Source organism: Pseudomonas sp. M5 (assembly GCF_016907075.1).
In the GTDB taxonomy this organism is placed as follows: domain Bacteria; phylum Pseudomonadota; class Gammaproteobacteria; order Pseudomonadales; family Pseudomonadaceae; genus Aquipseudomonas; species Aquipseudomonas putida_E.
Window position 1 is genome coordinate 1,739,596 of sequence record NZ_JAFBBH010000001.1, and the last position, 24,599, is coordinate 1,764,194.

The following is a 24,599-nucleotide window of genomic DNA, read 5'->3' on the forward strand; positions in this document are numbered from 1 at the left end:
AGCCCAACGCCTCTGGATCGGATGCCGACTTGATACGTCCCCTCCTGCTGTCACTCAGCCTGGCCTTGAGCTTTCCCGCAGCCGCGATGGTGAGCGAAAGCCACGGATACGCGCAGTTCGGCACGCTCAAGTACCCAGCCACATTCACCCACTTCGACTGGGTCAACCCGCAAGCGCCCAAGGGCGGCACCTTGCGCGCCATGGCATTGGGCACCTTCGACACGCTCAACGCCTATACCTTCAAGGGTTCTAGCCCGGTCACAACGCCGAACTTCCTGCAGTACGGTGTCAACGAGCTCAACGAAACACTGATGGTCGGCACCGGCATGTATGACCCTTCCGGGGACGAGCCCACCTCCAGTTACGGCCTCATCGCCCGCTCGGTGGAGTACAGCGAGGACCGCAGTTGGGTGGTGTTCAACCTGCGCCCGCAAGCGCGCTGGCATGACGGCAAACCGATCACTTCTGCAGACGTCGCCTTCTCTTACCGCACGCTGCTCAAGGACGGCCACCCGATCTACCGCACCAACCTGCAGGAAGTGCAGCGCGTGGATATCCTTGGCCCGCTGCGCATCCGCTTCGTGTTCAAGCGCGCTGGCAACCCGCTGCTGATCCTGCGCCTGGGCGAGATGCCGGTGCTGCCCAAACACTACTGGCAAAACCGCGATTTCAAGGCCACCACCTTCGAGCCGCCGCTTGGCAGCGGCCCCTACCGCATCACTCAGGTGCAGCCCGGCAGGCGCCTGGTGTTCGAGCGGGTAAAGAACTACTGGGGCAAGGACCTGGCGGTAAACCGCGGCAAGTACAACTTCAACCGCATCGAATACGAGTTCTATCGGGACGCCACAGTCGCGTTCGAAGCCTTCAAGGCAGGCGAGTTCGACATCTATATCGAGCATCAGGCAAAGAACTGGGCCAACGGCTACAACTTCCCGGCACTGCGCCGTGGCGAGGTGATAAAGGCCCAGATCCCCCATCGCATCCCGACCCAGACCCAGGGGCTGTTCATGAACAGCCGCCGGGCCACCTTCAGCGACGCCAGGGTACGCCAGGCGCTGGGCCTGATGCTCGACTTCCAGTGGACCAACCGCGCCCTGTTCAGCAGCGCCTACCGGCGCTCGACCAGCTACTACCCCAACAGCGAGTTTGCCGCCAGCGGCCTGCCCACGGGCAAGGAGTGGCTGCTGCTGGCGCCGTTCCGTGACCAATTGCCGGAAAAGCTGTTCACCCAGCCCTATCAGGTCAGCCACACCGATGGCCGCGGCATCGACCGCCAGAGCCTGCGCCAGGCGCTGAGCCTGCTCGGTCGCGCCGGCTGGAAGCTCGACGGCCAGCGCCTGGTGAACGCACAAGGCCAGCAATTGCGCATGGAGCTGCTGCTGGTGAATCCCAACCTCGAACGCATCCTGCAACCTTATGTCGAAAACCTGGCGAGCATCGGCATCGATGCGCGCTTGCGCACCGTGGACCGTGCCCAGTACAAACAACGCCTGGACCAGTTCGACTTCGACATGATTCTGATGACCTTGAGCCAGACCTTGAGCCCCGGCCTTGAGCAGTGGCTGTACTTCCATTCCAGCCAGGCTGCGACCAAGGGCAGCAAAAATTATGCTGGGGTCAAGGATCCGGTGGTCGACCACCTGCTCGACACCTTGCTCGCCGCACGCACCCGCGATGACCAGGTCGCCGCCGCCCGCGCCCTGGACCGCGTGCTGTCCTGGCAGTACTACATGATCCCCAACTGGTATCTCGACAATCACCGCCTGGCCTACCGCAACCGGTTCGGTTTCGTCACCACACCGCCCTATACCCTGGGGCTGAATACCTGGTGGCTAAAGACTTCGGAGAAAGCCCAATGATGCCAACATACCGCCTGCGCCAGCTGGCAGGCAGCCTGCTGCTTGCCTGCCTGAGCCTACCGGCAATGGCCGCGCCACAACACGCACTGACCCTTTATGATGAAGCGCCGAAGTACCCGGCCGACTTCAAGCACTTCGACTACGTCAACCCCGACGCGCCCAAGGGCGGCACCTTCCGCCAGTCAAGTTTCGGCGGCTTCGACAGCCTCAACCCGTTCATCAACAAAGGGGTGGCCGCCGAAAACCTCAGCGCCATCTACGACACCTTGATGCGCCAGAGCCTGGACGAGCCGTTCACCGAGTACGGCCTGGTTGCCGGCAAGATCGAAAAGGCCCCGGACAACAGCTGGGTGCGCTTCTACCTGCGCCCCGAGGCGCGCTTCCACGACGGCCACCCGATGCGGGCCGAAGACGTGGTGTTCACCTTCAACGCCCTGATCAAGGACGGCGCACCGCTGTACCGCCAGTACTATGGCGATGTCGCCCAAGTCGTCGCCGAAGACCCGCTGCGCGTGCTGTTCACCTTCAAGCACAAGAACAACCGCGAGTTGCCGCTGATCCTCGGCCAGTTGCCCGTGCTGCCCAAGCACTGGTACGAAGGCCGCGAATTCAACCGCGGCAACCTGGAAATCCCGCTCGGCAGCGGCCCGTACAAGATCACCGAGGTCAAGCCCGGCCGCTCGATCCGCTACGAGCGGGTCAAGGACTACTGGGCCAAGGACCTGCCGCTCAACCGCGGCCAGTTCAACTTTGACGCCATGACCTTCGACTCCTACCGCGACAACACCGTCGCGCTGGAAGCACTCAAGGCCGGCCAGTTCGACTATGGCCTTGAGACCAGCGCGAAAAACTGGGCCACCGCCTACAACGTTCCCGCCGTACGCGATGGCCGCCTGATCAAGGAAGAGCTGCCCAACGGCAACCCCACAGGCATGCAGGGTTTCATTTTCAACCTGCGTAAACCGGTGTTTCAGGACATCCGCGTGCGCCAGGCGCTGAGCCTGCTGCTGGACTTCGAGTGGACCAACAAGCAGTTGTTCAACGGCGCCTACACCCGCACCGGCAGCTACTTCGAAAACTCCGAAATGGCCGCCCAGGGCCTGCCCTCGCCTGACGAGCTGAAAATCCTCGAGCCTATGCGCGGCAAGGTCCCCGAACAGGTGTTCAGCGAGGCTTTCCACAACCCGGTCACCGACGGCAGCGGCATGATCCGCGAACAGCAGCGCCAGGCCTACAAGCTGCTGATGGACGCTGGCTGGAAGATCGTCGACGACAAGATGGTCGACAAGAACGGCAAACCGGTGTCCATCGAGTTTCTGCTGGCCCAGACCGAATTCGAGCGCATCCTGCTGCCGTTCAAACGCAACCTGGCCGACCTTGGCATCGACCTGAACATCCGCCGCGTCGACGTTTCCCAGTACATCACCCGCCTGCGCTCGCGTGACTTCGACATGATCGTCAGTGGCTATCCGCAGTCCAGCTCCCCAGGCAACGAGCAGCGCGAGTTCTGGTCCAGTGCCGCTGCCGACAACCCCGGCAGCCGCAACTTCATGGGCCTGCGGGACCCGGCCATCGACCAACTGGTCGAAGCGCTGATCAACGCCGATTCCCGACAGAGCCTGATCAACCACGCCCGCGCCCTGGACCGCGTGCTGCTGTGGGGTTACTACGTGATCCCCAACTGGCACATTAAGACCTGGCGCGTGGCCTACTGGAACCACATCGGCCACCCCAAGGTTTCGCCCAAGTACGACATCGGCATCGACACCTGGTGGATCAAGCCCGAGGTGACGCCAGCCGTGTCCGAAGCGCCTGCGCAAGAGGCCAACTGACATGCTGGCCTACATCCTGCGTCGCCTGCTGCTGATCATCCCGACCCTGTTCGGCATCCTGGTGATCAACTTCATCATCGTCCAGGCCGCCCCCGGCGGCCCGGTGGAACAGATGATCGCCAAGCTGGAAGGTTTCGAGGGCGCAACCAGCCGGATTGCCGGCGGCGGCGCCGAAGTCTCCGTGGCCGGCTCCAACTACCGCGGTGCCCAGGGCCTCGACCCTGCCCTGATCGCCGAAATCGAGCGCATGTACGGCTTCGACAAGTCGCCCCCCGAGCGTTTATGGATCATGGTCAAGAACTATGCCCAGCTGGACTTCGGCGAGAGCTTCTTTCGCGATGCCAAGGTCATCGACCTGATCGCCGAGAAGATGCCGGTGTCGATTTCGCTCGGGCTGTGGAGCACGCTGATCATGTACCTGGTGTCGATCCCCCTGGGTATCGCCAAGGCGGTGCGCCACGGCAGCCACTTCGACGTCTGGACCAGCTCGGCGATCATCGTCGGCTATGCCATCCCGGCGTTCCTGTTCGCCATCCTGCTGATCGTGCTGTTCGCCGGCGGCAGCTACTTCGACTGGTTCCCGCTGCGCGGCCTGACCTCGAACAACTTCGACGAGCTGTCCACCACCGGCAAAGTGCTCGACTACTTCTGGCACCTGGTGCTGCCGATCACCGCCCTGGTGATCGGCAACTTCGCCACCATGACCCTGCTGACCAAGAACAGCTTCCTCGACGAGATCAACAAGCAATACGTGGTCACCGCCAAAGCCAAAGGCCTGAGCCGCTCGCGGGTGCTGTACGGCCACGTGTTCCGCAACGCCATGTTGCTGGTGATCGCGGGCTTCCCTTCGGCGTTCATCGGCATCTTCTTCACCGGCTCCCTGCTGATCGAGGTGATTTTCTCCCTCGACGGCCTGGGCCTTATGAGTTTCGAGGCGGCCATCAACCGCGACTACCCGGTGGTGTTCGGCACCTTGTTCATCTTCACCCTGCTAGGGCTGGTGGTGAAACTGATCGGCGACCTCACCTACACCTTGGTCGATCCGCGCATCGACTTCGCCAGCCGGGAGCACTGACATGGCCTTGTCCCCTCTCAACCGTCGGCGCTTCGAGCGCTTCAAGGCCAACCGACGCGGCTGGTGGTCGCTGTGGCTGTTCCTCATCCTGTTCGGCCTGAGCCTGGGCGCCGAGCTGATCGCCAACGACAAACCGATTGCCGTGCGCTACGACGGCGAGTGGTTTTTCCCGGCCTTCAAGCGCTACCCGGAAACCACCTTCGGCGGCGAGTTCCCACTGGAGGCCAACTACAAGAGCCCGTATATCCGGGAGCTACTGGCCAAAAAAGACAGCTTCGTGCTGTGGGCCCCGATCCCGTACAGCTACCAGAGCATCAATTACGACCTGCGCGTACCCGCCCCTGCGCCACCCTCGGCGGACAACCTGCTGGGCACCGACGATCAGGGCCGCGATGTACTGGCGCGGGTGATCTACGGCTTCCGCATTTCGGTGCTGTTCGCCCTCACCCTGACCATCCTCAGTTCCATCATCGGCGTCATCGCCGGTGCCCTGCAGGGCTTTTACGGTGGCTGGGTGGACCTTGCCGGCCAGCGCTTTCTGGAGATCTGGTCCGGCTTGCCGGTGCTGTACCTGCTGATCATCCTTGCCAGCTTCGTGCAGCCCAACTTCTGGTGGTTGCTGGGCATCATGCTGCTGTTTTCGTGGATGAGCCTGGTCGACGTGGTGCGTGCCGAGTTCCTGCGCGGGCGCAACCTCGAGTACGTGCGCGCCGCCCGTGCCCTAGGGATGCGCAATGGCGCGATCATGTACCGGCACATCCTGCCCAACGCCATGATTTCAACCATGACCTTCATGCCCTTCATCCTCACCGGTGCCATCGGCACCCTGACCGCCCTGGACTTCCTCGGTTTCGGCCTGCCACCGGGCGCGCCGTCGCTGGGCGAACTGGTGGCCCAAGGCAAGTCCAACCTGCAGGCGCCATGGCTGGGCATCAGCGCCTTTGCCGTATTGGCGATCATGCTGAGCCTGCTGGTATTCATCGGCGAATCCGCCCGCGATGCCTTCGACCCGAGGAAGTGAGATGAGTGAACAGAACCTGATCGAAGTGCGCGACCTGGCGGTGGAGTTCGTTACCGGCGAACAGGTCAACCGTGTGGTCGATGGCATCAGCTTCGACATCCGCAAGGGTGAGACCCTGGCGCTGGTCGGCGAGAGCGGTTCGGGCAAGTCCGTTACCGCCCACTCGATTCTGCGCCTGCTGCCCTACCCGCTGGCACGCCACCCTAGCGGCAGCATCGGCTATGAAGGCAACGACCTGCTGCAGCAAGGTGAGAAGGCCATGCAGAAGATTCGCGGCAACCGCATCGCGATGATCTTCCAGGAGCCGATGACCTCGCTGAACCCGCTGCACTGCATCGAAAAGCAGATCAACGAAATCCTGCTGCTGCACAAGGGCCTCACCGGCAAGCAAGCCACTGCGCGCACGCTGGAGTTGCTGGAGCTGGTGGGCATTCCCGAGCCGCGCAAGCGGCTGAAGGCCCTGCCCCACGAGCTGTCCGGTGGCCAGCGGCAGCGGGTGATGATCGCCATGGCGCTGGCCAATGAGCCGGAGTTGCTGATTGCCGATGAACCCACCACTGCGCTCGACGTGACCGTGCAGTTGAAGATTCTAGAGCTGCTCAAGGAACTGCAGGCGCGGTTGGGCATGGCATTGCTGCTGATCAGCCATGACCTGAACCTGGTAAGGCGCATTGCCCACCGTGTTTGCGTGATGCAGCGTGGGCAGATTGTCGAGCAGGCCGATTGCGCGACGCTGTTCAGTGCGCCGCAGCACCATTACACACAGATGCTGATCAATGCAGAGCCCAGCGGTTTGCCGGCACATAATCCGGTTGGCGCACCGCTGCTGGAAGTGAACGACCTGAAGGTATGGTTCCCGATCAAGAAAGGCTTGCTGCGCAAGACGGTCGACCATGTGAAGGCGGTGGACGGGATCAACTTCAGCTTGCCCCAGGGGCAGACCCTGGGGATCGTGGGCGAGTCCGGATCGGGCAAATCGACGCTTGGGCTGGCGATCTTGCGCTTGATTTCGAGCCAGGGGGGCATCCGCTTCCATGGCCAGGCGCTGGAAGGCTTGAACCAGAAGCAGGTGCGGCCACTGCGACGTGAGATGCAAGTGGTGTTTCAGGACCCCTTTGGTAGCCTCAGCCCACGTATGTGTGTGGCGGATATCGTTGGTGAGGGGCTGCGGATTCACAAGATTGGTACAGCCGCAGAACAGGAAGCGGCAATTATCGCGGCGCTGGAAGAGGTAGGCCTGGACCCACGCACGCGCCACCGCTACCCGCATGAGTTTTCGGGTGGGCAACGTCAACGTATCGCCATCGCCCGGGCGCTGGTGCTCAAGCCGGCGTTGATTCTGCTGGATGAGCCGACGTCTGCGCTGGATCGTACGGTGCAGCGGCAGGTGGTGGAATTGCTGCGCAACTTGCAGCACAAGTACAACCTCACCTACCTGTTCATCAGCCATGACCTTGCCGTGGTCAAAGCGTTGAGTCACCAACTGATGGTGATCAAGCAGGGGCATGTTGTGGAGCAAGGCGAGGCTCAGCAGATCTTCCATTCACCCCAGCATGCTTATACGCAGCAACTGCTGGAGGCGGCGTTTTTGCGTCATGACACTGAACGGTGACTGCCTTCCAGGGCCTGATGGTTTTACCCGTATCAAGGCAGAGGTTGTGCGCCCAGAGCACGGAGCAGCAGGCTGTTTCGCTGCCGCCTAGATCGCCCGTCTCGGCTCTGATAATAGCCTTGATGCATGAGTTCGAATCCCTGGAGGAGCTGTTTTACCAGCTAAAAGCCTCTGGCAAAGCAATCAGGAAGGTGGCCTACGTGCTTGTCACGGTGTACGACAACGCCCGTGGGCCTAAGGCGCGAAAGGCGTAGCCTTCGGGCAAACCTTTGCTATTGCAAACACCTCCACCACGCACGACAATAAGATTCATTACCAATCGCGAACCATTCCATCCAAAATGCCCGCCAACGACCTCTCTCTGCGTAGCGCCGTCAATCACCTGTATTGCGAGCATCACAGCTGGCTCAATGGCTGGCTACGCAAGAGGCTTGGCAACGCATTCGATGCCGCGGACCTGACGCAGGATACGTTCGTGCGGGTGATCAAGGCACGCAGCGCACTGGACATTCGCGAGCCGCGCCCGTACTTGTCGAGGATCGCCAAGGGCTTGCTGATCGACCTGTTTCGTCGGCGCTCACTGGAACAGGCATACCTGGAAACCTTGGCAGCCTTGCCGCAAGCACAGCACCCGTCGCTGGAAGAGCAGGCGATCATGTTGCAGGCACTGGTAGAAATCGATCGCCTGTTGCAAGGGCTGGGGCCGAAGGTCAGGCAGGTGTTCATGCTGTCGCAATTCGACGGGCTGACCTACCCGCAGATTGCCGAGCAGCTGAACATCAGCGTGCGCAGCGTCAACAACTACATGGCAAAGGCAATGGAGCATTGCTGTTTGATGCAGATGCAATTGGCATGAGCCTTTCGCCCGCCGAGTTGCAGGCCATCAGTGCAGCAGCCCGCTGGTACGCGCGGCTGCAGTCTGGCATCGCCACCGACGCCGATCGCAGCGCCTGGAACGACTGGCTGGCTGCCGATCCGGTCAATCGCCAAGCCTGGCAGCGGATGACCGCTGTGGGGGAGCAGATGGCAAGCGTGCCGGGTGCGCTGGCCGCACCCGCCCTGCGCGGTGCCGCACGTTCCCGCCGGCAGCTGTTACGCAGCGTACTGGTATTGGTGCCAGCCACCTCGCTGGGCTGGCTGGGGTGGCGTAGCAACAGCTCGCAACAGCTGTTTGCCGATTACCGCACCGCTGTGGGTGAGCGCCGTACCTTTCGTTTGGCCGATGGCAGTTCACTGCTGCTGAACACCGACACCTCTGTAAACCTCAAGTACGACGGCCAGCAACGGGTGCTGGAACTGCTTCGCGGTGAAATTCTGGTATCGACCGCTAACGACCCAGCACAGCGGCCATTCAAGGTAAGCACCACACATGGCGAGGTCCGGGCGCTGGGCACGCGCTTCATCGTTCGCACACAAGCGCTGGGCGGTGAGGTGGCAGTCCTGGAGAAAGCGGTAGAAGTCAGAGCGTCCAGCAGCGCATTGACAGTGCGTGTTGAGGCCGGGCAATCCATCGCCTTCACCGACCTCACGGTGGGGCAGCTACGGCGTAATGACGCTACGGTGGGAGCCTGGCAACACGGCAGCATCATTGCCATTGATCGCCCCCTGGTCGAACTTCTTTCCGACCTGTCGCGCTACCGCACCGGCGTGCTGCGCTGTGATCCGCGTATTGCGCAACTGAGGGTCTCTGGCGCGTTCCCAATCGATGACACCGACCTGGCGTTGGCTGCGCTGGAAAGCGGGCTTTCATTACGCGTCACGCGTTACAGCCGTTTCTGGGTCAATGTGTCGCCTCCTGTCGTCCCGCCTCAGTAATTAAAAAATTCTTTTTTGCACTTTTCTTACGCATCGTTCGGCTCATCCCCCATTGGGTGTCATCGATCATTTTCAGGGGGGGATTAGGATGTCTGAGGTATTCAAGCGTGGTCGTCTGGCGACCGCGGTAAAAGTCGCGCTGCTGGCAGTAACCACTGTCGGAGCCTGGTCCACAGCAACGGTCGAGGCAGCCGTGGCGGCCCAGCACAGCGCAGTGCGGTCGTTCGACATCCCTGGTGGCAGCCTGACCGAAGTCCTTGGCCACTTCGCCAGCGCGGCGGGGGCGGCGATTTCGTTTGATGCCAGGCAAACAGACGGCTTTAGCTCCTCGGGGCTCAAAGGTACCTTCGGTGTCATTGAAGGCTTTAGCCGGATTCTGGCCGGCAGCGGCCTGCAAGCCCAGGCGCAGTCCAACGGCACCTATGTACTGCGGGAAGTGCCTTCCGCTGGTTCGGCAATGGAACTTGGTGCAACCAACATCACCGGCCAGGTGCTGGGCGCCACGACAGAGAACAGCGGCTCGTACACCACGGGCGCGGTCACCATAGGCAAAGGTGAGCACTCGCTCAAAGAGACGCCACAGTCGGTGACGGTAATGACCCGCAAGATGATGGACGACCAGAACCTGTACACCATCGACCAGGTCATGGAGAAGACGCCCGGCATTACCGTGTACGACTCGACCATGGGTGGCAAATACTTCTATTCACGCGGGTTCCGCATGTCGGGCCAGTATCAGTACGACGGTGTGCCGCTGGACATGGGCAACCTCTATGTCCAGGCCGACAGTTTCAGCAGCGACATGGCGTACTACGACCGGGTCGAAGTGCTGCGCGGCGCAGCGGGCATGATGAAAGGCTCCGGCGGCACTGCCGGCGGGGTGAATTTCGTGCGCAAGCGCGGCCTGGCAGCTGCGCATACCGACATCACCCTGTCCGGCGGCAGTTGGGACAACTACCGCGGGCAACTGGACACCGGCGGCCCGCTGAACGCATCCGGCACTCTGCGCGGCCGGGCAGTGATCGCCGAACAAAGCCGCCACTATTTCGTGGACGACGCCAACCGCAAAGATCAGGTGTATTACGGTGCGCTCGACTTCGATCTGAATGCCGACACCACCCTGGGGCTGGGCGTTGCCTATGAAGACGTGGATGCCAACCCATGCTGGGGTGGCCTGCCGCGCTACCGCGATCGCAGCGACTTGAAGCTGAGCCGCTCAACCTGCCTGGACCCCTCATGGAACACCTGGCGCAGCCAGCGCACCACCGTGTTCAGTGATGTGTCCCATCAGCTTAACGAAGACTGGAAACTCAAGGTTGCCAGCGTCTATACGAAGAACACCCAGGACATCAAGTACGCGTTTGCCTCAGGTGCAGTGACGCCCGGTACCAATACCACTGGCATGCTGGGCAGCATGTATGACTACGACCAGGTCGATTACGGCCTGGACGCCTACGTCGATGGCACCTTCGATGCGTTTGGCCAACAACATGAACTGGTGCTAGGCATGAATGCGAGCCGTTCGAACAAGGACGACTTCTACTCAGTGGCCTTTCTGCCGCAGCGCCAGAATGTATTCAACCCCGACAAGTTCATCCCTGAGCCCGACGACAGCTACTTCATCGACAACTCATCTCGCGGCGGGCCGGTGAAGTCCAAGACTACACAAAAAGGCCTCTACTCGACCCTGCGTTTGAAACTGGCCGACCCACTGACCCTGGTGGTTGGCGGCCGGGTGAGCTGGTACACCTCCACGACCGACTCCGACTTTATCAACACCGGTACGTCGGAGCATTCCAGCACCCGCGAAACCGGGCAGGTCACGCCCTTCGCCGGCGTACTGCTGGACTTGAATGAAAACCTCACCGCTTACGCCAGTTACTCGGATATCTTCACTCCGCAAGGCAACTACCGGTCTGAAGACGGTTCCGCGCTCAAGCCGCTTGTGGGCCAGAGCTATGAATTGGGGATCAAGGGGGCCTGGCTGGAGGGGCGACTGAACGGCGCCTTCAACCTGTTCCGTACTATTCAGAAAGACCAGGCGCAGACCGATTACAACTCGTCATGCCCGTCATCCGATGGTTACTGCTACGTCAACGCCGGCAGGGTACGTGCGCAAGGTTTCGAGGCGGAGCTCAGTGGGGAAATCATCGAGCGCCTGCAACTGCTTGCGGGATACACCTACACCCAGACCAAGACCCTGGACGACATCGACAGCAGCCTGAACGGAGCGGCGTTCAACAGCTACGTGCCTCGGCATGTGTTGCGCCTGTGGGGCGAGTACACCCTGAGCGGCGCGTTAGAGCGGTTGTCTATCGGTGCCGGGGTCAACGCGCAAAGCGACAACTTCCGCGTCTCGCCCGCCAGTGGCGAAAAAATCGACCAGGCGGGCTATGCGATCTGGAATGGGCGTATCGGTTATCGCATCGATGACACCTGGTCGGTAGCGCTCAACGGTAACAACCTGTTCGACAAGCGCTACTACGCCAGCATCGGCACCGAAACCTTCGGCAACTATTACGGTGAGCCACGCAACTTCATGGTATCGGTCAAAGCCAGTTTCTGATGCTGACGCTGTCATGACAGCCTTTCGGAACGGCCTTGCCGCTCAGACGTGGCGCCACGTCTGAGCGTTGGCCACCCTCAGAAACCAATCGCGGCCAATGTTACTCAGGCTTGGACAGCGCGGCCCTCCAGTGCTTCGCTGTCAGCCACCATCCCCTCCCGCATGCGCTGCGCATCGCGGCTGAAACACCGCGACGCGGCCAGCAGAAACACCATGGTCAACATCAGTGCCACCGGTATCAGGTACATCGCGTCGTGCAACCCCTGGGCCTTGAACGCCTCGCTCATCATCACTTCCCCCGCTGCGTCCATGGCTGCGACAGCGAAATGGTCCGACAGCCCGCCAACCACCACCGGCCCCAATCCACCACCCAGCAAATACAGCCCGGCAAAATACAGCGCCATGGCCGTGGCACGCAGGCGGGGCTGCACCACGTCCTGGATGGCGGTGTACACGCAGGTGTAGAAGTTGTACGAGAACAGCCAGCCCGCGCCGAACAGCGCCACGAACAGGCCCAGCTCAATCCGCCCAGCGTGCAGCGCCCAGGCAGTGGCCAGCGTGGCGACCAGCATGCTAAGCACGGCGAACATCAGCCGGCCATTGGCAAAGCGCTGATGCACCTTGTCGGCCACCCAGCCACCAAGGGTAAGGCCTACTAGACCGGTCACACCGACAATGACCCCGGTGGCCACTGCGGCTTGTTGCAGTTGCAGCTCGAAGTACCGCTGCAGCATGGGCACCATGAACGAGTTGCAGGCGTACGAAGCAAAATTGAACGTAAGGCCTGCGAGCACCAGCCAGGCGAAGGTGGGCACGCTAAGTACGCGGGGCAGGGGCCGGTCCAGTGGAGCCTGGGAGACGGCTACGGTTTCTGCCGCACCGCGTGCCGGTTCGCGAATCAGGAACAGGAACAGCGCCAGCACCACACCCGGTACTGCGGCAATGAAGAACGGTGCGCGCCAGCTGCCGAAGGCCTGCACCATGGCGCCGATGGTGAAGAAGGCCAGCAACAGGCCCAGCGGCAGGCCGAGCATGAAGATACCCATCGCCCTTGCCCGCCGCTCGGCAGGGAACAGGTCTCCGATAAGCGAATTGGCGGCGGGCGCATAGCTGGCTTCACCGATGCCCACCCCCATGCGCACCAGCAGAAAGCTCCAGAAGCTCCCAACCATGCCGTTGACTGCCGTCAGCCCGCTCCATGCCATCAGGCCCCAGCCCATAAGCCGGCTGCGCGAGCCGGTGTCGGCCAGCCGTGCCAACGGCAGGCCAGCGATGGCATAGACCAGGGTGAAGGCAGTGCCGATCAGGCCGATCTGGAAGTCGCTCAGGTGCCACTCCAGGCGAATCGGTTCGATGATGATGGCGGGTATGGTGCGGTCGAAGAAATTGAACAGGTTGGCAAGGAACAGCAAGAACAGGATGCGCCAGGCGTTATTCGCTTGGATGGCGGTCGGCATAGTCAGGTCCCTCGTTATTGTTGTTCGGGGCTTCCAGCACGCCACACGAATCTAGAGGGGGAACTGCGCATCGTCTGCCACCATTTACCGCGCTGATATCGAGCGATGCCCGGTAAGCAGTACGCTGGCCCGGTTCAACGCAAATCCTGACTCACTCGCTCTACAGCGTTCACCACACCCGTCGCGCCCTGCAAGATCACGCCAATCGCCTCACCTGCCTGCGAAGCAAGCTGCAGGCTCTGCGTGGCGTGATCCCGGCTGGTTTCTATCTCGCCAACGGCCTGGCTGGCGAGCGTCTGGTTATGCGCCACCACCGAGACGATCTCATCGGTAGCCGTGCTGGTGCGCGCCGCCAGCTTTCGCACTTCGTCGGCAACCACGGCAAACCCCCTGCCCTGCTCGCCGGCGCGGGCCGCTTCGATGGCTGCATTGAGCGCGAGCAGGTTGGTCTGCGCAGCGATGCCGCCGATGGTCTGGACGATCGAACTGATCAACACCGATTGCTCGCCCAGTGCAGTGATCGTCGTGCCGGCCGATTGCAGTTGCCGGGTCATACCCTGCATGGTCTGCTCCACCTGCTGCACCACCGCCGCGCCCTGCGACGCTCCGCCAACGGTATTGCGGGACACCTCAAGCGCCATCTGCGCGGCCTGTTTGATGGCCTCTTCACGCTGGACCTGTGCGGTAACCACAGAGGCGAACTTGACCACCCGCACCAGTTTCCCCTGGGCATCGTTCACCGGGTTGTAACTCGCTTCCAGCCACACTTCGTGCCCGTGCCGGTCCAGGCGGCGGAAGCGGCCGGTGACGTAGCGGCCGGTATTGAGCGTTCGCCAGAATTCGGCGTATGCCGGGCTGGCGGTATCTTCTGTACAGCAAAACATCCGGTGATGCTTACCCATCACTTCATCGAGCCGGTATCCCATGCCCGCCAGGAAGGTGTCATTGGCGGCCAGCACATGGCCTGCCAGATCGAACTGGATGACCGCGCTGGAGCGCAACAACGCGTCGAGCAGCGCCTGGTTCTCCCGAGCCAGCCCGACCTCTTTGGACACGTCGCGCCCGTATGCGCGCACCTCGCATACCCGCCCTTGTGCATCCAACCGCGGATACCAGCCCAGGCGCCACCACGCCGACTTGCCATTGGCCGCATTCAGGCTCATGTCATCGTGCAGCGGCACACCATTGGCAAGCGCGCTGGCCAACCCGCGCAAGGCCTCAGCGGGAAGCCACTGCCTCAGGTAAGTGCCGGTCAAGGCATCCACAGTGACGCCGAACGCAGCAGCACTGGAAATGTTGCAGTCGACGATCCGCCAATCGGCGTCGAGCCGCAGAAAAAAACCCGCCTGCTCTATCTGCTCCAGGCATTGCCGAAGGCTTTCCAGTTCGCGTTCACGCTCGGCGAGCGTGGTTTTCAATTGCCGGTTGAACATGCTGGCACCTGCTGAGAATAGCGACGAATAAGTCAAATCTGCGACCAGCGGAGCCGGTTGTTGCAGTACCACGTCTGGAAGGCGGCCAGCGGCATGGGCCTTGCCAGGTAATAGCCCTGCGCCTGGGTACAACCCCAGGCCTTGGCACAGGTGAGCTGTTCAGCGGTTTCGATGCCTTCGGCCACAACCTGGTAACCGAGCTGGTTAGCCAACCCCACCAGCGACTGCACCAATAGGAGGTCCTTGGCACTGTGCGTGGCTTTCTGGATCAACGAGCGGTCCAGTTTCACTAGGGTGGCAGGAATGCGGCTGAGGTAGGCCCAGTTGCTATAGCCGGTACCAAAGTCATCGATGGCGATGTCGATCCCGGCCTGACGTGCACGCAGCAACTGCCGGCGCACTTCTTCGGGTTGCTCGATCAGCACGCTTTCAGTGAACTCCAGTTGCAGGCGCCATGGCGCGATGGCCCTGTGCTGGAGCTCGGCAAGCAAGGTGTCCATGAATGCTGCGTTCTCCAGGTCGCGCGCGGTGACATTCATGCTGATGCGCAAGTCCGGCGCCTGAGCGTGTTGCAGGATGTTCAACACCGCGCGCATCACCCACAGGCTGATCGACGCTATCAGCGCGGTTTTCTCGGCCAGGGCGATGAACTCGGCAGGGGAAATATCCCCCAAGTGCGGATGACGCCAGCGCAACAGTGCTTCAGCGCTGTTGCAGGTATGGCCTTGCAGTTCAACTCGCGGCTGCAGGTGCAGGCTGAGCTCGTCATCGCTCTGCAGCGCTGCCCCCAGTGAGGTCAGCAAGGAGAAGGCCCTGCGCTGCGCGGCGTCCACCTCCGGCTGATAGTGCGCGCAGCGGCTAGGGTTGCCACGGGCTGCGTCAGCGGCGCCCACCGCACGGCGCAACCAGTCAAGGCTGCCATCGTCGTCGCAGCGGGTGACCGGCGAAATACCGACCGCAGCATCCAGGAGCACGGGAATCTGATGACACTGCACAGGGTCGCTCAGCGCACCGATTACCCGCGCGCACATTGCCAAAGGGTGCTGATGCACGATGACGGCAAACCGGGTGGGGCTGATCTTGTACAACGCAAGGTCCGGGTCAAGCTGGCTGACGATCAGGTCTTTCACCTGAAGGGTCAGGTCGTGGGCGAAGTTGTAGCCCAACACCTTGATCATGTGCGTAAGCACCTGCGCCGGCATGATGTCGAACACCACCACGGTCAGGGCATCATGGCGTTCAAGGCGCGTCTGCACGTCGCATTCAAGTTTTACCCGATTGAACAGCCCTGTCGGCTGGTCGTAGAAATTTCGATGGCGTATACCGGCAATGATCTGCACTGCCATGTCTGCGAACGCCTGCAACATCCCGCGCTGAGCATCATCCATGGCCTCACGCGGGACCGTATCGATGATGCAGAAACTGCCAATCGCGACCTGCTTGTCCACCAACAGCGGAGCGCCGCAATAGTAGCGAATGCCGGGTGCACCGGTGACCAGCGGGTTTTCGGCAAAGCGCGGGTCCTGCGTCGCATCCAGTACTTCCAGCGGCTGCGCCTGAAGAATGGTATGGGCACAGAACGCCACATCCCGCGGCGTGCTGTCGGCCTCCAATGCGGTCTTGGCCATGAACCACTGCTGGCACTCGCTGACGATCGAGATCAGGCACATCGGCGCATTGAAGTAACGGCCGGCCCATTCGACCAGTGTGCGCAGTTCGGTGCTGCAGTCCTGGTGCGCAACACACCATTCGGCGACCGCAGCCAAGCGCTGCTCTTCATTGGACGGCATAGGGGCGACATTCATGTTCATTTCACCTGCCCCTATCGGAATGGCAACAAGGTTATGGCTATGGGCCATTACTGAGACTTCATCACTCCTTTGAACGTTCCGCGCTCCTGCGAGGAAATCAACAGTACCGACAAAACCTGTACAAATCCAGAGCGTTGTACAATTTTTTATTCTTAGCAAAGACTTATTCGCCGTGAATACGGCAAATTCCCGGCTGCACACCTGTACAAAATAAAATTGGCGTACAAAGAAAAGAACGGCGTTGCCCTAAGGCAACGCCTGACACGGAAGCGTAAATGGGGGCGATGTTGCTGAGCTAAAACGCTCAGTTGGCTGATGGCTGCGACCATTCAGAGGAGAGGGCGCAAGGGAGGGCGTCTCATGGTGCGCAACAACGAAGGTGCAGCTTGACCGGCAATTGCCCTAGCAGGAAGGCGCAACCAGCCTGTACCCCACCCCGGCCTCGGTAATGATGAACCGCGGTGCGGTTGGATCATCCCCCAGCTTCTGCCGCAAATGCCCCACTACAATCCGCAGATAATGGGTGTTCTCCACGTGCGTCGGGCCCCAGATATCCTTGAGCAACTGCTGCTGGGTAATCACCCGCCCCGGGTGCCCGGCAAGTTGCGCCAGCAACGCATACTCCTTGCGGGTCAGCGCCACCTCAGCGCCCTCAAGCGTCACCTTGCGAAACGCGAAGTCCACGGTCAAAGGCCCGAAACTCGCCGTCACCTCGCTCCCACCCGCTTGGGGCACCTGGCGCAACAGCGCGCGCACCCTGGCCAGAAACTCCTGGATGCCGAACGGCTTGGTCACATAGTCATTGGCCCCGCTATCCAGCGCATCGACCTTCTGCACTTCACTGGCGCGCACCGACAACACCATTACCGGCACTGCACTCCACTCGCGCAACTCGCGCAGCACTTGCTGCCCGTCCATGTCAGGCAAACCGAGGTCAAGCACCACCAGGTCAGGCTTGGCCAAGGCAGCCAGAGCCAGCCCTTCGCTACCGGTGGCCGCCTCGATCACCTTGTAGCCCTGAGAGGCCAAGCTGATGCGCAGGAACTTGCGGATCTGCGGTTCATCGTCGATGACCAGGAGGGTGGCGGACTGGCTCATGGGGTTTCGCTTTCGGCTTCGGGTTGTGGGGGCAGCGGCAAGCATAAAGTGATGCAGGTGCCATGGCCATCGATGCCTTCGCTGACCAGGATCTGCCCACCATGGGCGCCGATCATGCCCTGGCAGATCGCCAGGCCCAGGCCGGTGCCCTGCCCGCCTCGGTCGCCGCGGGCCGCGGTGTAGAACATGTCGAAGATTTTCTCGCGTTCAGGCACGGGGATGCCAGGCCCTTGGTCGCTGACCGCGAACCGCAATTGCTCGTCGTGCACCGACACCTGCAGTTCGAGGCGGCCCTGGGCGGGCGAAAAGCGTGCTGCGTTTTCCAGCACGTTGATCAGCGCCTGCTCGATCAGCGCGGCGTGCACGAACAGCAACGGCAACTCGGCGGGCACCTCGGTGTGCACCCGCAGGGGCGCGAGCACCACGCGTAGGCGGTTCAGGGCACTGCCGACGATATCGGCCGGAGCGACCCAGTCGCGGGCCAGCTTGAGGCCGCCGTGGCCCAGACGGGTCATGTCGAGCAGGTTCTGGATATAGCGGTCAAGGCGTTCGGCTTCGTTGCGGGTACCCTCCAACAGTTCGCGGCGGTCTTCGGTGGGGATGGCTTCGCCCAGCGCCAGCAGGCTGTCGATACTGCCACGCATGGCGGTCAGCGGAGTACGCAAGTCGTGGGAGACAGAGGCCAGCAACGCGCTGCGCAACTGCTCGGTCTCGCCGTGCAGACGGGCGGCTTCCAGTTGTTCGGCCAGGCGAGCCCGGGCGAGGGCCTGGGCCAGCGGTTGACCAAGCGCCATGAGCAGCCGGCGCCGCTGGGCACTGAGAGGTTCGCCGGACTGGGGGCGGACACCGAGCATGGCCAAGGGATGATCGTCGACGGTCAACGGCCACCACCACCATCGGCCATCAGGCAGGGTGTCGCTGCCATGGCCGGCGGCCTGCCCATGTTGCCAGGCCCATTCGGCGGCGGCGCGTTCGTTGTCGCTCAGGACCTGGGCCTGGCCGCTGGCCACTTGCAACTGCCCTTCGGGATTGCGTTCGAGCAGGCACACGTGCACGTCCTGCCAGCCATTGAGGTGCTGGCCGGCGGCGTTGAATACGGCTTGCCGGTCGGTGGCGACCGTAAGCCGTCGCGACAGGTCAAGCAGCTGGTTGGTTTGCGCCTGGGTTTCGCGAAGGGCCTGCAACTGCCGGCGCTGACGCGCAGCGAGGTTGCCGGTAAGCGCAGCCATGAACAGGAAGAACACCAGCGTCAGCACGTCTTCTTCGCGCTGGATGCTGAAGGAAAAATTCGGCGGGATGAACAGGAAGTCGTAGGTCAGGAATGACAAGGCAGCACAGGCCAAGGCCGGGCCCAGGCTGCTGCGCACCGCAACCAGAAGTACGGCGGCAAGGAACACCAGCGAAATATTGGGCAGCGCCAACACGCTCGACACCACCCAGGACAACCCCGTCGCCAGCACGGTCGCGGCCAGTGCCAACAGATAGTGGCGCCATACCCACACCCGCCGCGCGGCCGAACTTGTCGGTGCCGGCTGGGCATCGCGGTCAAGCACGTTGATCTCAAGCCCGTGGCTTTCGCGCAGCAACCGCGCAGCCACGCCTGCGCCGAACAGTCGACGACGCAGGCGGTCCCGCGACTGACCTACCAGCACCAGGCTGGCTCGGCGCTCGCCGGCATGCTGGATCAGCGTGCGTGCCACCTCGCCTGCGCGCAGCAGCACCACTTCCCCGCCCAGGCGCTCAGCCAGTTGTTGAGCCGCCTGCAAACGCTGCCGTGCGGTTTCGTCGCGCAGCCGCCCGTTGTCCACATGCACCAGGCTCCAGGGCAAATGCCGACGCTGCGCAACCCGGCTGGCATGGCGCACCAGGCGTTCGGCCTGATCGTCACCATCGACACCCACCAGCAGACGCCCGCGCAGGGCCGGCGCCTCTTGCCCACGCTGACGGTAGCCGTGGGCCAGGTCGGCATCGACCTGCGCGGCGGCGGCCTGCATGGCCAGCTCACGCAACGCGGTGAGGTTGGTCTGGGAAAAATAGGCATCGATCGCAGCCCGAGCCTGCTCGGGCACATAGACTTTGCCCTCACGCAGACGTTCGAGCAGCTCGCGTGGCGGCAGGTCGATCAGCACCAGCTCGAAAGACTCCTGCAGCACCCAGTCCGGCAGCGTTTCACGCACGTGCACGCCAGTGATGTCGCGCACCTTGTCGTTGAGGCTTTCCAGGTGCTGGACGTTGACCGTGGTGTACACGTCGATTCCGGCGGCCAACAGTTCCTGAACGTCTTGCCAGCGTTTGGCGTGGCGGCTGCCCGGGGCGTTGCTGTGGGCCAGTTCATCGACCAGGGCCAGGCCGGGGGCGGCCTTCAGCAGGCCGTCAAGGTCCATTTCCTCAAGGGTGACACCCCGGTATTCGCTGCGTAGCAGAGGATGCTGGGCGAGGCCTGAGAGGAGTGATTCGGTTTCGGCACGACCGTGGGTTTCGACTACGCCTGCCAGTACCTGCACGCCCTGGCGCTGTTGGGCGTGGGCGGCCTGGAGCATGGCGTAGGTCTTGCCTACGCCAGGGGCTGCACCGAGAAATACCTTGAGCCTGCCACGGCCTTCGCGCGGCAGGTTGGCCAACAGCGCGTCTGCGCGGGCTGCGTCACTCATGCTTCATCCTTCAGTGGTGCCACGATCGGCATTGTCCGGGCCTGCTTCATCGCGCCAATTTGCTCAAGGCCTGGTTAAGAGCCAGAACGTTGACCACAGGCGGCCCGATCAATGGGTGGAGGGTGGCCCCTTCCAGCAGGGCTTGCAAGCGCTCTACCGGTATCTGGCGCGCCGCCGCCACCCGCGGAATCTGGTAGGCCACGGCCTGCGGTGGCAAATGCGGGTCCAGGCCACTGCCCGAGGTGGTCAGCAAGGCTTGGGGCACCGGCCCCTGCCCTGCCTGATACAGCTTCGCGGCATCGCCCGCTACCCGTTCAGCCAGCGCCGGGTTGCTTGGCGACAGGTTGCTGGCACTGCTGGCCACGGTGGCATAAGCCCCCGCCGAAGGCCGCGAATGAAACCAACCATCCCCCTGAAAATCCTGGGCGATCAGTGCCGAGCCGCGCACCTGGCCCTGCTCATCGCGGACCAGGCTGCCATTGGCCTGTTCCGGAAAAACCACTTGGGCAACACCGGTCACCGCCAGCGGATACAGCGCGCCGGTGACCACCGCCAACAACAGGATCAGGCTCAACGCCGGGCGTACATATGTGTTCATGGTGGCCTCCTCAGACCAGGTGCAAAGCGTTGAGCAACAGGTCGATCAGCTTGATCCCGGCAAATGGCACGATGATGCCGCCCAGGCCGTAGATCAGCAGGTTGCGCCGCAGCAGATGGGCAGCACTGGCCGCCTGCACGCGCACGCCACGCAGCGCCAGGGGGATCAGTACGATGATGATCAGCGCGTTGAACACGATGGCCGAGAGGATCGCACTCTGCGGGCTGGCCAGCTGCATCAGGTTGAGCACGCCCAGTTGCGGATAAATGGCGGCGAACAACGCCGGCAGGATGGCAAAGTACTTGGCCACGTCATTGGCGATGGAAAACGTGGTCAGCGCGCCACGGGTCACCAGCAGCTCTTTACCGACCTGGACCACGTCCAGCAGCTTGGTCGGGTCGCTGTCCAGATCGACCATGTTGGCGGCTTCGCGCGCGGCCTGGGTGCCGTCGTTCATGGCCATGCCCACGTCAGCCTGGGCCAGGGCCGGGGCATCGTTGGCACCGTCGCCGCACATGGCCACCAGGCGGCCGTCGTTCTGCTCCTGACGGATGCGCGCCAGCTTCTTCTCCGGTGTGGCTTCGGCCAGCACGTCATCAACACCGGCCTCGGCGGCGATGGCCGCGGCCGTCAGCGGGTTGTCGCCGGTCACCATCACCGTGCGGATACCCAGCTTGCGCAGCTCGGCGAAGCGTTCGCGGATGCCAGGCTTGACGACATCCTTGAGGTGGATCACACCGAGCAGGCGCTTGTCCACGCACACCAGCAGCGGCGTACCACCACTCTGGGCGATGCGTTCAACTTCGCGGGCCAGCGCCAGGGGCATTTCCAGGCGCTGCATGCCGACGAAGGCGAGGACTGCATCAACGGCGCCCTTGCGGTAGCGATGCTGCTGGAAATCGATGCCCGACAGGCGTGTCTCGGCACTGAAGGCAATGGCGTCGAACTGCCCCACGCCCGGTTCGACGAAGTCATGCAGCTGGCGCAGGTACTCGACAATCGACTTGCCTTCGGCCGTGTCATCGGCCAGCGACGCGAGCAAGGCGCCCTCGCCCAGCTCCTTGGCGGTCACCCCGGTGGCTGCATGCAGGGCGCTGCAACGGCGGTTGCCAAAGGTGATGGTGCCGGTCTTGTCGAGCATCAGCGTGTGCACGTCACCGGCCGCCTCCACGGCACGGCCCGAGCGGGCGATCACGTTAAGGCGCACCAGGCGATCCATGCCAGCGATGCCGATGGCCGAGAGCAGGCCACCAATGGTGGTCGGGATCAGCGTCACCAGCAGTGCAGCCAGGAAAATCAGTGGCAGACTGCCGCCGGCGAAGTGGGCGAATGGCTGCAGCGTGACCACTACGATCAGGAAGATCAACGTCAGGCCGATCAGCAGAATGTCCAGCGCGATTTCGTTGGGTGTCTTCTGTCGCTTGGCGCCTTCGACCAGGGCGATCATGCGGTCCAGGGTCGACTCGCCAGGGTTGCTGGTGATGCGAATGAGCAGCCAGTCGGAAACCAACCGGGTATTGCCAGTGACGGCCGAGCGGTCACCGCCGGATTCGCGAATCACCGGCGCAGACTCACCGGTGATGGCCGCTTCGTTGACCGCAGCGATGCCCTCGAGCACCTCGCCGTCACCCGGGATCATCTCACCGGCCACGACACGGACTACGTCGTCCTTGCGCAACTGCGCAGCGGCAACGGTCTCGAATGTGCCGTCGCGCATGCGTCGCTCTGCGGTCAGCCCTTGGCTGCCGGCCTTGAGGCTGTCGGCGCGGGCCTTGCCGCGGCCTTCTGCCAGGGCTTCGGCAAAGTTGGCGAACAGCACGGTGAACCACAGCCACACCGCGATCTGCACGGCAACGCCGGTGCTCACGTTAGTGCCGGGGGCAAAGCACAGCACGGTGGTCAGGACGGCAGTCAGCGCGACCACCAGCATGACCGGCGAGCGCTTGAGCTGACGCGGGTCAAGCTTGACGAATGCTTGCACCAGCGCCGGGCGCCACAGCGCGGCGAAGCGGGTCTGGTCCTTGGCGCTGTGCCGGGCGTTCACTTCAGGAATGGGCATGTTCATGGTCGGTTCCTCAGAAACCCAGGCTCAGGTGTTCAGCGATTGGCCCAAGGGCCAGGGCCGGCAGGAAGGTCAGGCCGCCCACCAGCAGGATGGTCACCAGCAGCAGGCCGGTGAACAGCGGGCCGTGGGTAGGGAAGCTGTTCAGCCCTTGCGGCGCGCTTTTTTTCGCTGCCAGGCTTCCGGCCAAGGCCAGGATCGGCAGGATGTAGCCAAAGCGGCCGATGAGCATGGCCAGGCCGATCATCACGTTGTGGAACACGGTGTTGGCACCGAACCCGGCGAACGCCGAGCCGTTGTTCGCGGCGCCCGAGGTGTAGGCGTACAGCAACTGGCTGAAACCATGTGCACCTGGGTTGCTGACCGCGCCGGCAGGGCCCGGCAGGCTGGCGGCGATGGCACCAAGCACCAGCACGCCGACCGGCATCACCAGCAAGGTTGCCACCAACAGTTGCACTTCCCGGGCCTGCAGTTTCTTGCCAAGGTATTCCGGGGTGCGGCCGATCATCAAGCCTGCCAGGAACACCGCGATCAGCACGAACAGCAACATGCCGTAGAGCCCCGCGCCAACGCCGCCGAAGATCACCTCGCCGACCATCATGTTGACCATGGCGACCATGCCGGTAAGCGGGTTGAGGCTGTCGTGCATGGCGTTGACCGACCCGTTGGACGCTGCGGTGGTGGTCACCGTCCACAACACCGAGCCGGTCGTGCCGAAGCGGCTTTCCTTGCCCTCCAGGGGTGCGCTCTGCTGAACCTGCGCGCTGTCCAGCGCCGGGTTGGGCTGGTGCTCCGACCACAGCGCGGTCGCGCCGCCAATCAGGAACAGGCCCAGCATGCAGGCCAGAATCGCGCGGCTTTGGCGCAGGTCCTTGACGTAATGCCCGAAGGTGAAGACCAGGGCGGCCGGGATCAGGATGATCGAAGCCACCTCGAACAGGTTGCTCCAGGCCGTTGGGTTCTCGAACGGGTGTGACGAGTTGACGCCGAAGAAGCCGCCGCCGTTGGTCCCCAATTGCTTGATGGCGATCTGGCTGGCGGCAGGGCCGAGCGGTATCGTCTGGTCAGCACCTTGCAGGGTCACCGCGTGGGCGTAGTCGGCGAAGGTCTGCGGCACACCCTGCCAGACCAGCAGCAGCGCGAGCACCAGGCACAACGGCAACAGGCCGTAAAGGGTGGCACGGGTCATGTCGACCCAGAAGTTGCCAATACTGCTGGTCGAGCGCCGGGAGATGCCGCGGCACAAGGCGACCAGCACGGCCAGCCCGGTAGCGGCGCTTACGAAGTTCTGCACGGTCAGGCCGAGCATCTGGCTCAGGTAACTGACCGAGGCTTCACCGCTGTAAGCCTGCCAGTTGGTGTTGGTGACAAAGCTCACCGCAGTGTTGAAAGCCAGCGACCATTCCTGGCCGGGCAGGTGTTGCGGGTTGAGCGGCAGGTAACCTTGCAGTAAAAGTACGCTGAAGAGCAGCACGAAACCGGCCAGGTTGAACGCCAGCAGCGCCAGGGCGTACTGCTTCCAGTTCTGTTCCTGATCGGCGCGCACGCCGGCCAGCCGATAGCAGCCCCGCTCCACCGGCCCAAGTAGCGGCGTCAGCCAAGTCCGCTGGCCCTCCATGACGTTGAAGTAGAAGCGCCCGAGCCAGGGTGCCGGCAGCAGCACGATGGCGAAAAACGCCAGCAGCAACGCGAAGTCATAACTGTGCATG

16 protein-coding genes are annotated in these 24,599 nt (G+C 62.7%); 8 read left to right on the forward strand and 8 right to left on the reverse strand.

The features are described from left to right. The first annotated feature begins 29 nt into the window (after nucleotides 1-29). The 8 genes from JOE27_RS08000 to JOE27_RS08035 all read left to right on the forward strand — a co-directional run bounded on the left by JOE27_RS08000 (nucleotide 30) and on the right by JOE27_RS08035 (nucleotide 11,780). The gene (locus tag JOE27_RS08000) at nucleotides 30-1,859 is read left to right on the forward strand and encodes an extracellular solute-binding protein (RefSeq protein ID WP_204918484.1); all 1,830 of its coding nucleotides are present in this window, start codon (nucleotides 30-32) and stop codon (nucleotides 1,857-1,859) included. Beyond that, nucleotides 1,856-3,691 carry an extracellular solute-binding protein gene (locus JOE27_RS08005; RefSeq protein ID WP_174142522.1) on the forward strand — a complete coding sequence of 612 codons (1,836 nt, stop codon included), beginning with the start codon at nucleotides 1,856-1,858 and terminating at the stop codon, nucleotides 3,689-3,691. Before JOE27_RS08000 ends, JOE27_RS08005 begins: the two co-directional genes overlap by 4 nt. Before the next feature lies 1 nt (nucleotide 3,692). Continuing rightward, on the forward strand, nucleotides 3,693-4,766 hold the full coding sequence (locus JOE27_RS08010; RefSeq protein ID WP_039603181.1) for a microcin C ABC transporter permease YejB: 1,074 nt from the start codon (nucleotides 3,693-3,695) through the stop codon (nucleotides 4,764-4,766). Nucleotide 4,767: 1 nt separating this feature from the next. Continuing rightward, nucleotides 4,768-5,787 (forward strand): ABC transporter permease, encoded by a 1,020-nt coding sequence (locus JOE27_RS08015; protein ID WP_046785219.1) that lies wholly within the window; start codon nucleotides 4,768-4,770, stop codon nucleotides 5,785-5,787. 1 nt (nucleotide 5,788) lies between these two features. Continuing rightward, nucleotides 5,789-7,399, forward strand: coding sequence for an ABC transporter ATP-binding protein (locus JOE27_RS08020; protein ID WP_046785220.1), 1,611 nt, complete (start codon nucleotides 5,789-5,791; stop codon nucleotides 7,397-7,399). Nucleotides 7,400-7,739: 340 nt separating this feature from the next. Further along, on the forward strand, nucleotides 7,740-8,255 hold the full coding sequence (locus tag JOE27_RS08025; protein ID WP_115274300.1) for a sigma-70 family RNA polymerase sigma factor: 516 nt from the start codon (nucleotides 7,740-7,742) through the stop codon (nucleotides 8,253-8,255). Continuing rightward, nucleotides 8,252-9,214 carry a FecR domain-containing protein gene (locus tag JOE27_RS08030; protein WP_115274299.1) on the forward strand — a complete coding sequence of 321 codons (963 nt, stop codon included), beginning with the start codon at nucleotides 8,252-8,254 and terminating at the stop codon, nucleotides 9,212-9,214. Before JOE27_RS08025 ends, JOE27_RS08030 begins: the two co-directional genes overlap by 4 nt. An 88-nt stretch (nucleotides 9,215-9,302) precedes the next feature. Further along, entirely contained in the window at nucleotides 9,303-11,780 is a 2,478-nt protein-coding gene (locus JOE27_RS08035) for a TonB-dependent siderophore receptor (RefSeq protein ID WP_204918486.1), read from the forward strand. Nucleotides 11,781-11,884: 104 nt separating this feature from the next. On the opposite strand, the gene JOE27_RS08040 is transcribed toward JOE27_RS08035, so the two are convergent. The 8 genes from JOE27_RS08040 to kdpA all read right to left on the reverse strand — a co-directional run bounded on the left by JOE27_RS08040 (nucleotide 11,885) and on the right by kdpA (nucleotide 24,598). After that, the gene (locus JOE27_RS08040; protein WP_204918488.1) at nucleotides 11,885-13,237 is read right to left on the reverse strand and encodes an MFS transporter; all 1,353 of its coding nucleotides are present in this window, start codon (nucleotides 13,235-13,237) and stop codon (nucleotides 11,885-11,887) included. A gap of 134 nt (nucleotides 13,238-13,371) precedes the next feature. After that, nucleotides 13,372-14,670: a PAS domain-containing methyl-accepting chemotaxis protein gene (locus JOE27_RS08045; RefSeq protein ID WP_204918490.1), complete on the reverse strand. Its 1,299-nt coding sequence runs from the start codon at nucleotides 14,668-14,670 to the stop codon at nucleotides 13,372-13,374. A gap of 32 nt (nucleotides 14,671-14,702) precedes the next feature. Beyond that, entirely contained in the window at nucleotides 14,703-16,475 is a 1,773-nt protein-coding gene (locus JOE27_RS08050; protein WP_239539316.1) for a GGDEF and EAL domain-containing protein, read from the reverse strand. 408 nt (nucleotides 16,476-16,883) lie between these two features. Beyond that, nucleotides 16,884-17,579 carry a response regulator gene (locus tag JOE27_RS08055; protein ID WP_119687475.1) on the reverse strand — a complete coding sequence of 232 codons (696 nt, stop codon included), beginning with the start codon at nucleotides 17,577-17,579 and terminating at the stop codon, nucleotides 16,884-16,886. Next, nucleotides 17,576-20,230 (reverse strand): sensor histidine kinase KdpD, encoded by a 2,655-nt coding sequence (locus JOE27_RS08060; protein WP_046785229.1) that lies wholly within the window; start codon nucleotides 20,228-20,230, stop codon nucleotides 17,576-17,578. The genes JOE27_RS08055 and JOE27_RS08060 overlap by 4 nt, the downstream gene beginning before the upstream one ends. Nucleotides 20,231-20,276: 46 nt before the next feature. Then, nucleotides 20,277-20,828, reverse strand: a complete 552-nt coding sequence (kdpC, locus tag JOE27_RS08065; RefSeq protein WP_125924917.1) for a potassium-transporting ATPase subunit KdpC — start codon at nucleotides 20,826-20,828, stop codon at nucleotides 20,277-20,279. A gap of 10 nt (nucleotides 20,829-20,838) precedes the next feature. Then, on the reverse strand, nucleotides 20,839-22,893 hold the full coding sequence (gene kdpB / locus JOE27_RS08070; RefSeq protein WP_046785231.1) for a potassium-transporting ATPase subunit KdpB: 2,055 nt from the start codon (nucleotides 22,891-22,893) through the stop codon (nucleotides 20,839-20,841). A 10-nt stretch (nucleotides 22,894-22,903) separates the two neighbouring features. Beyond that, nucleotides 22,904-24,598 carry a potassium-transporting ATPase subunit KdpA gene (gene kdpA / locus JOE27_RS08075; RefSeq protein ID WP_125924919.1) on the reverse strand — a complete coding sequence of 565 codons (1,695 nt, stop codon included), beginning with the start codon at nucleotides 24,596-24,598 and terminating at the stop codon, nucleotides 22,904-22,906. Between the last annotated feature and the right edge of the window lies 1 nt (nucleotide 24,599).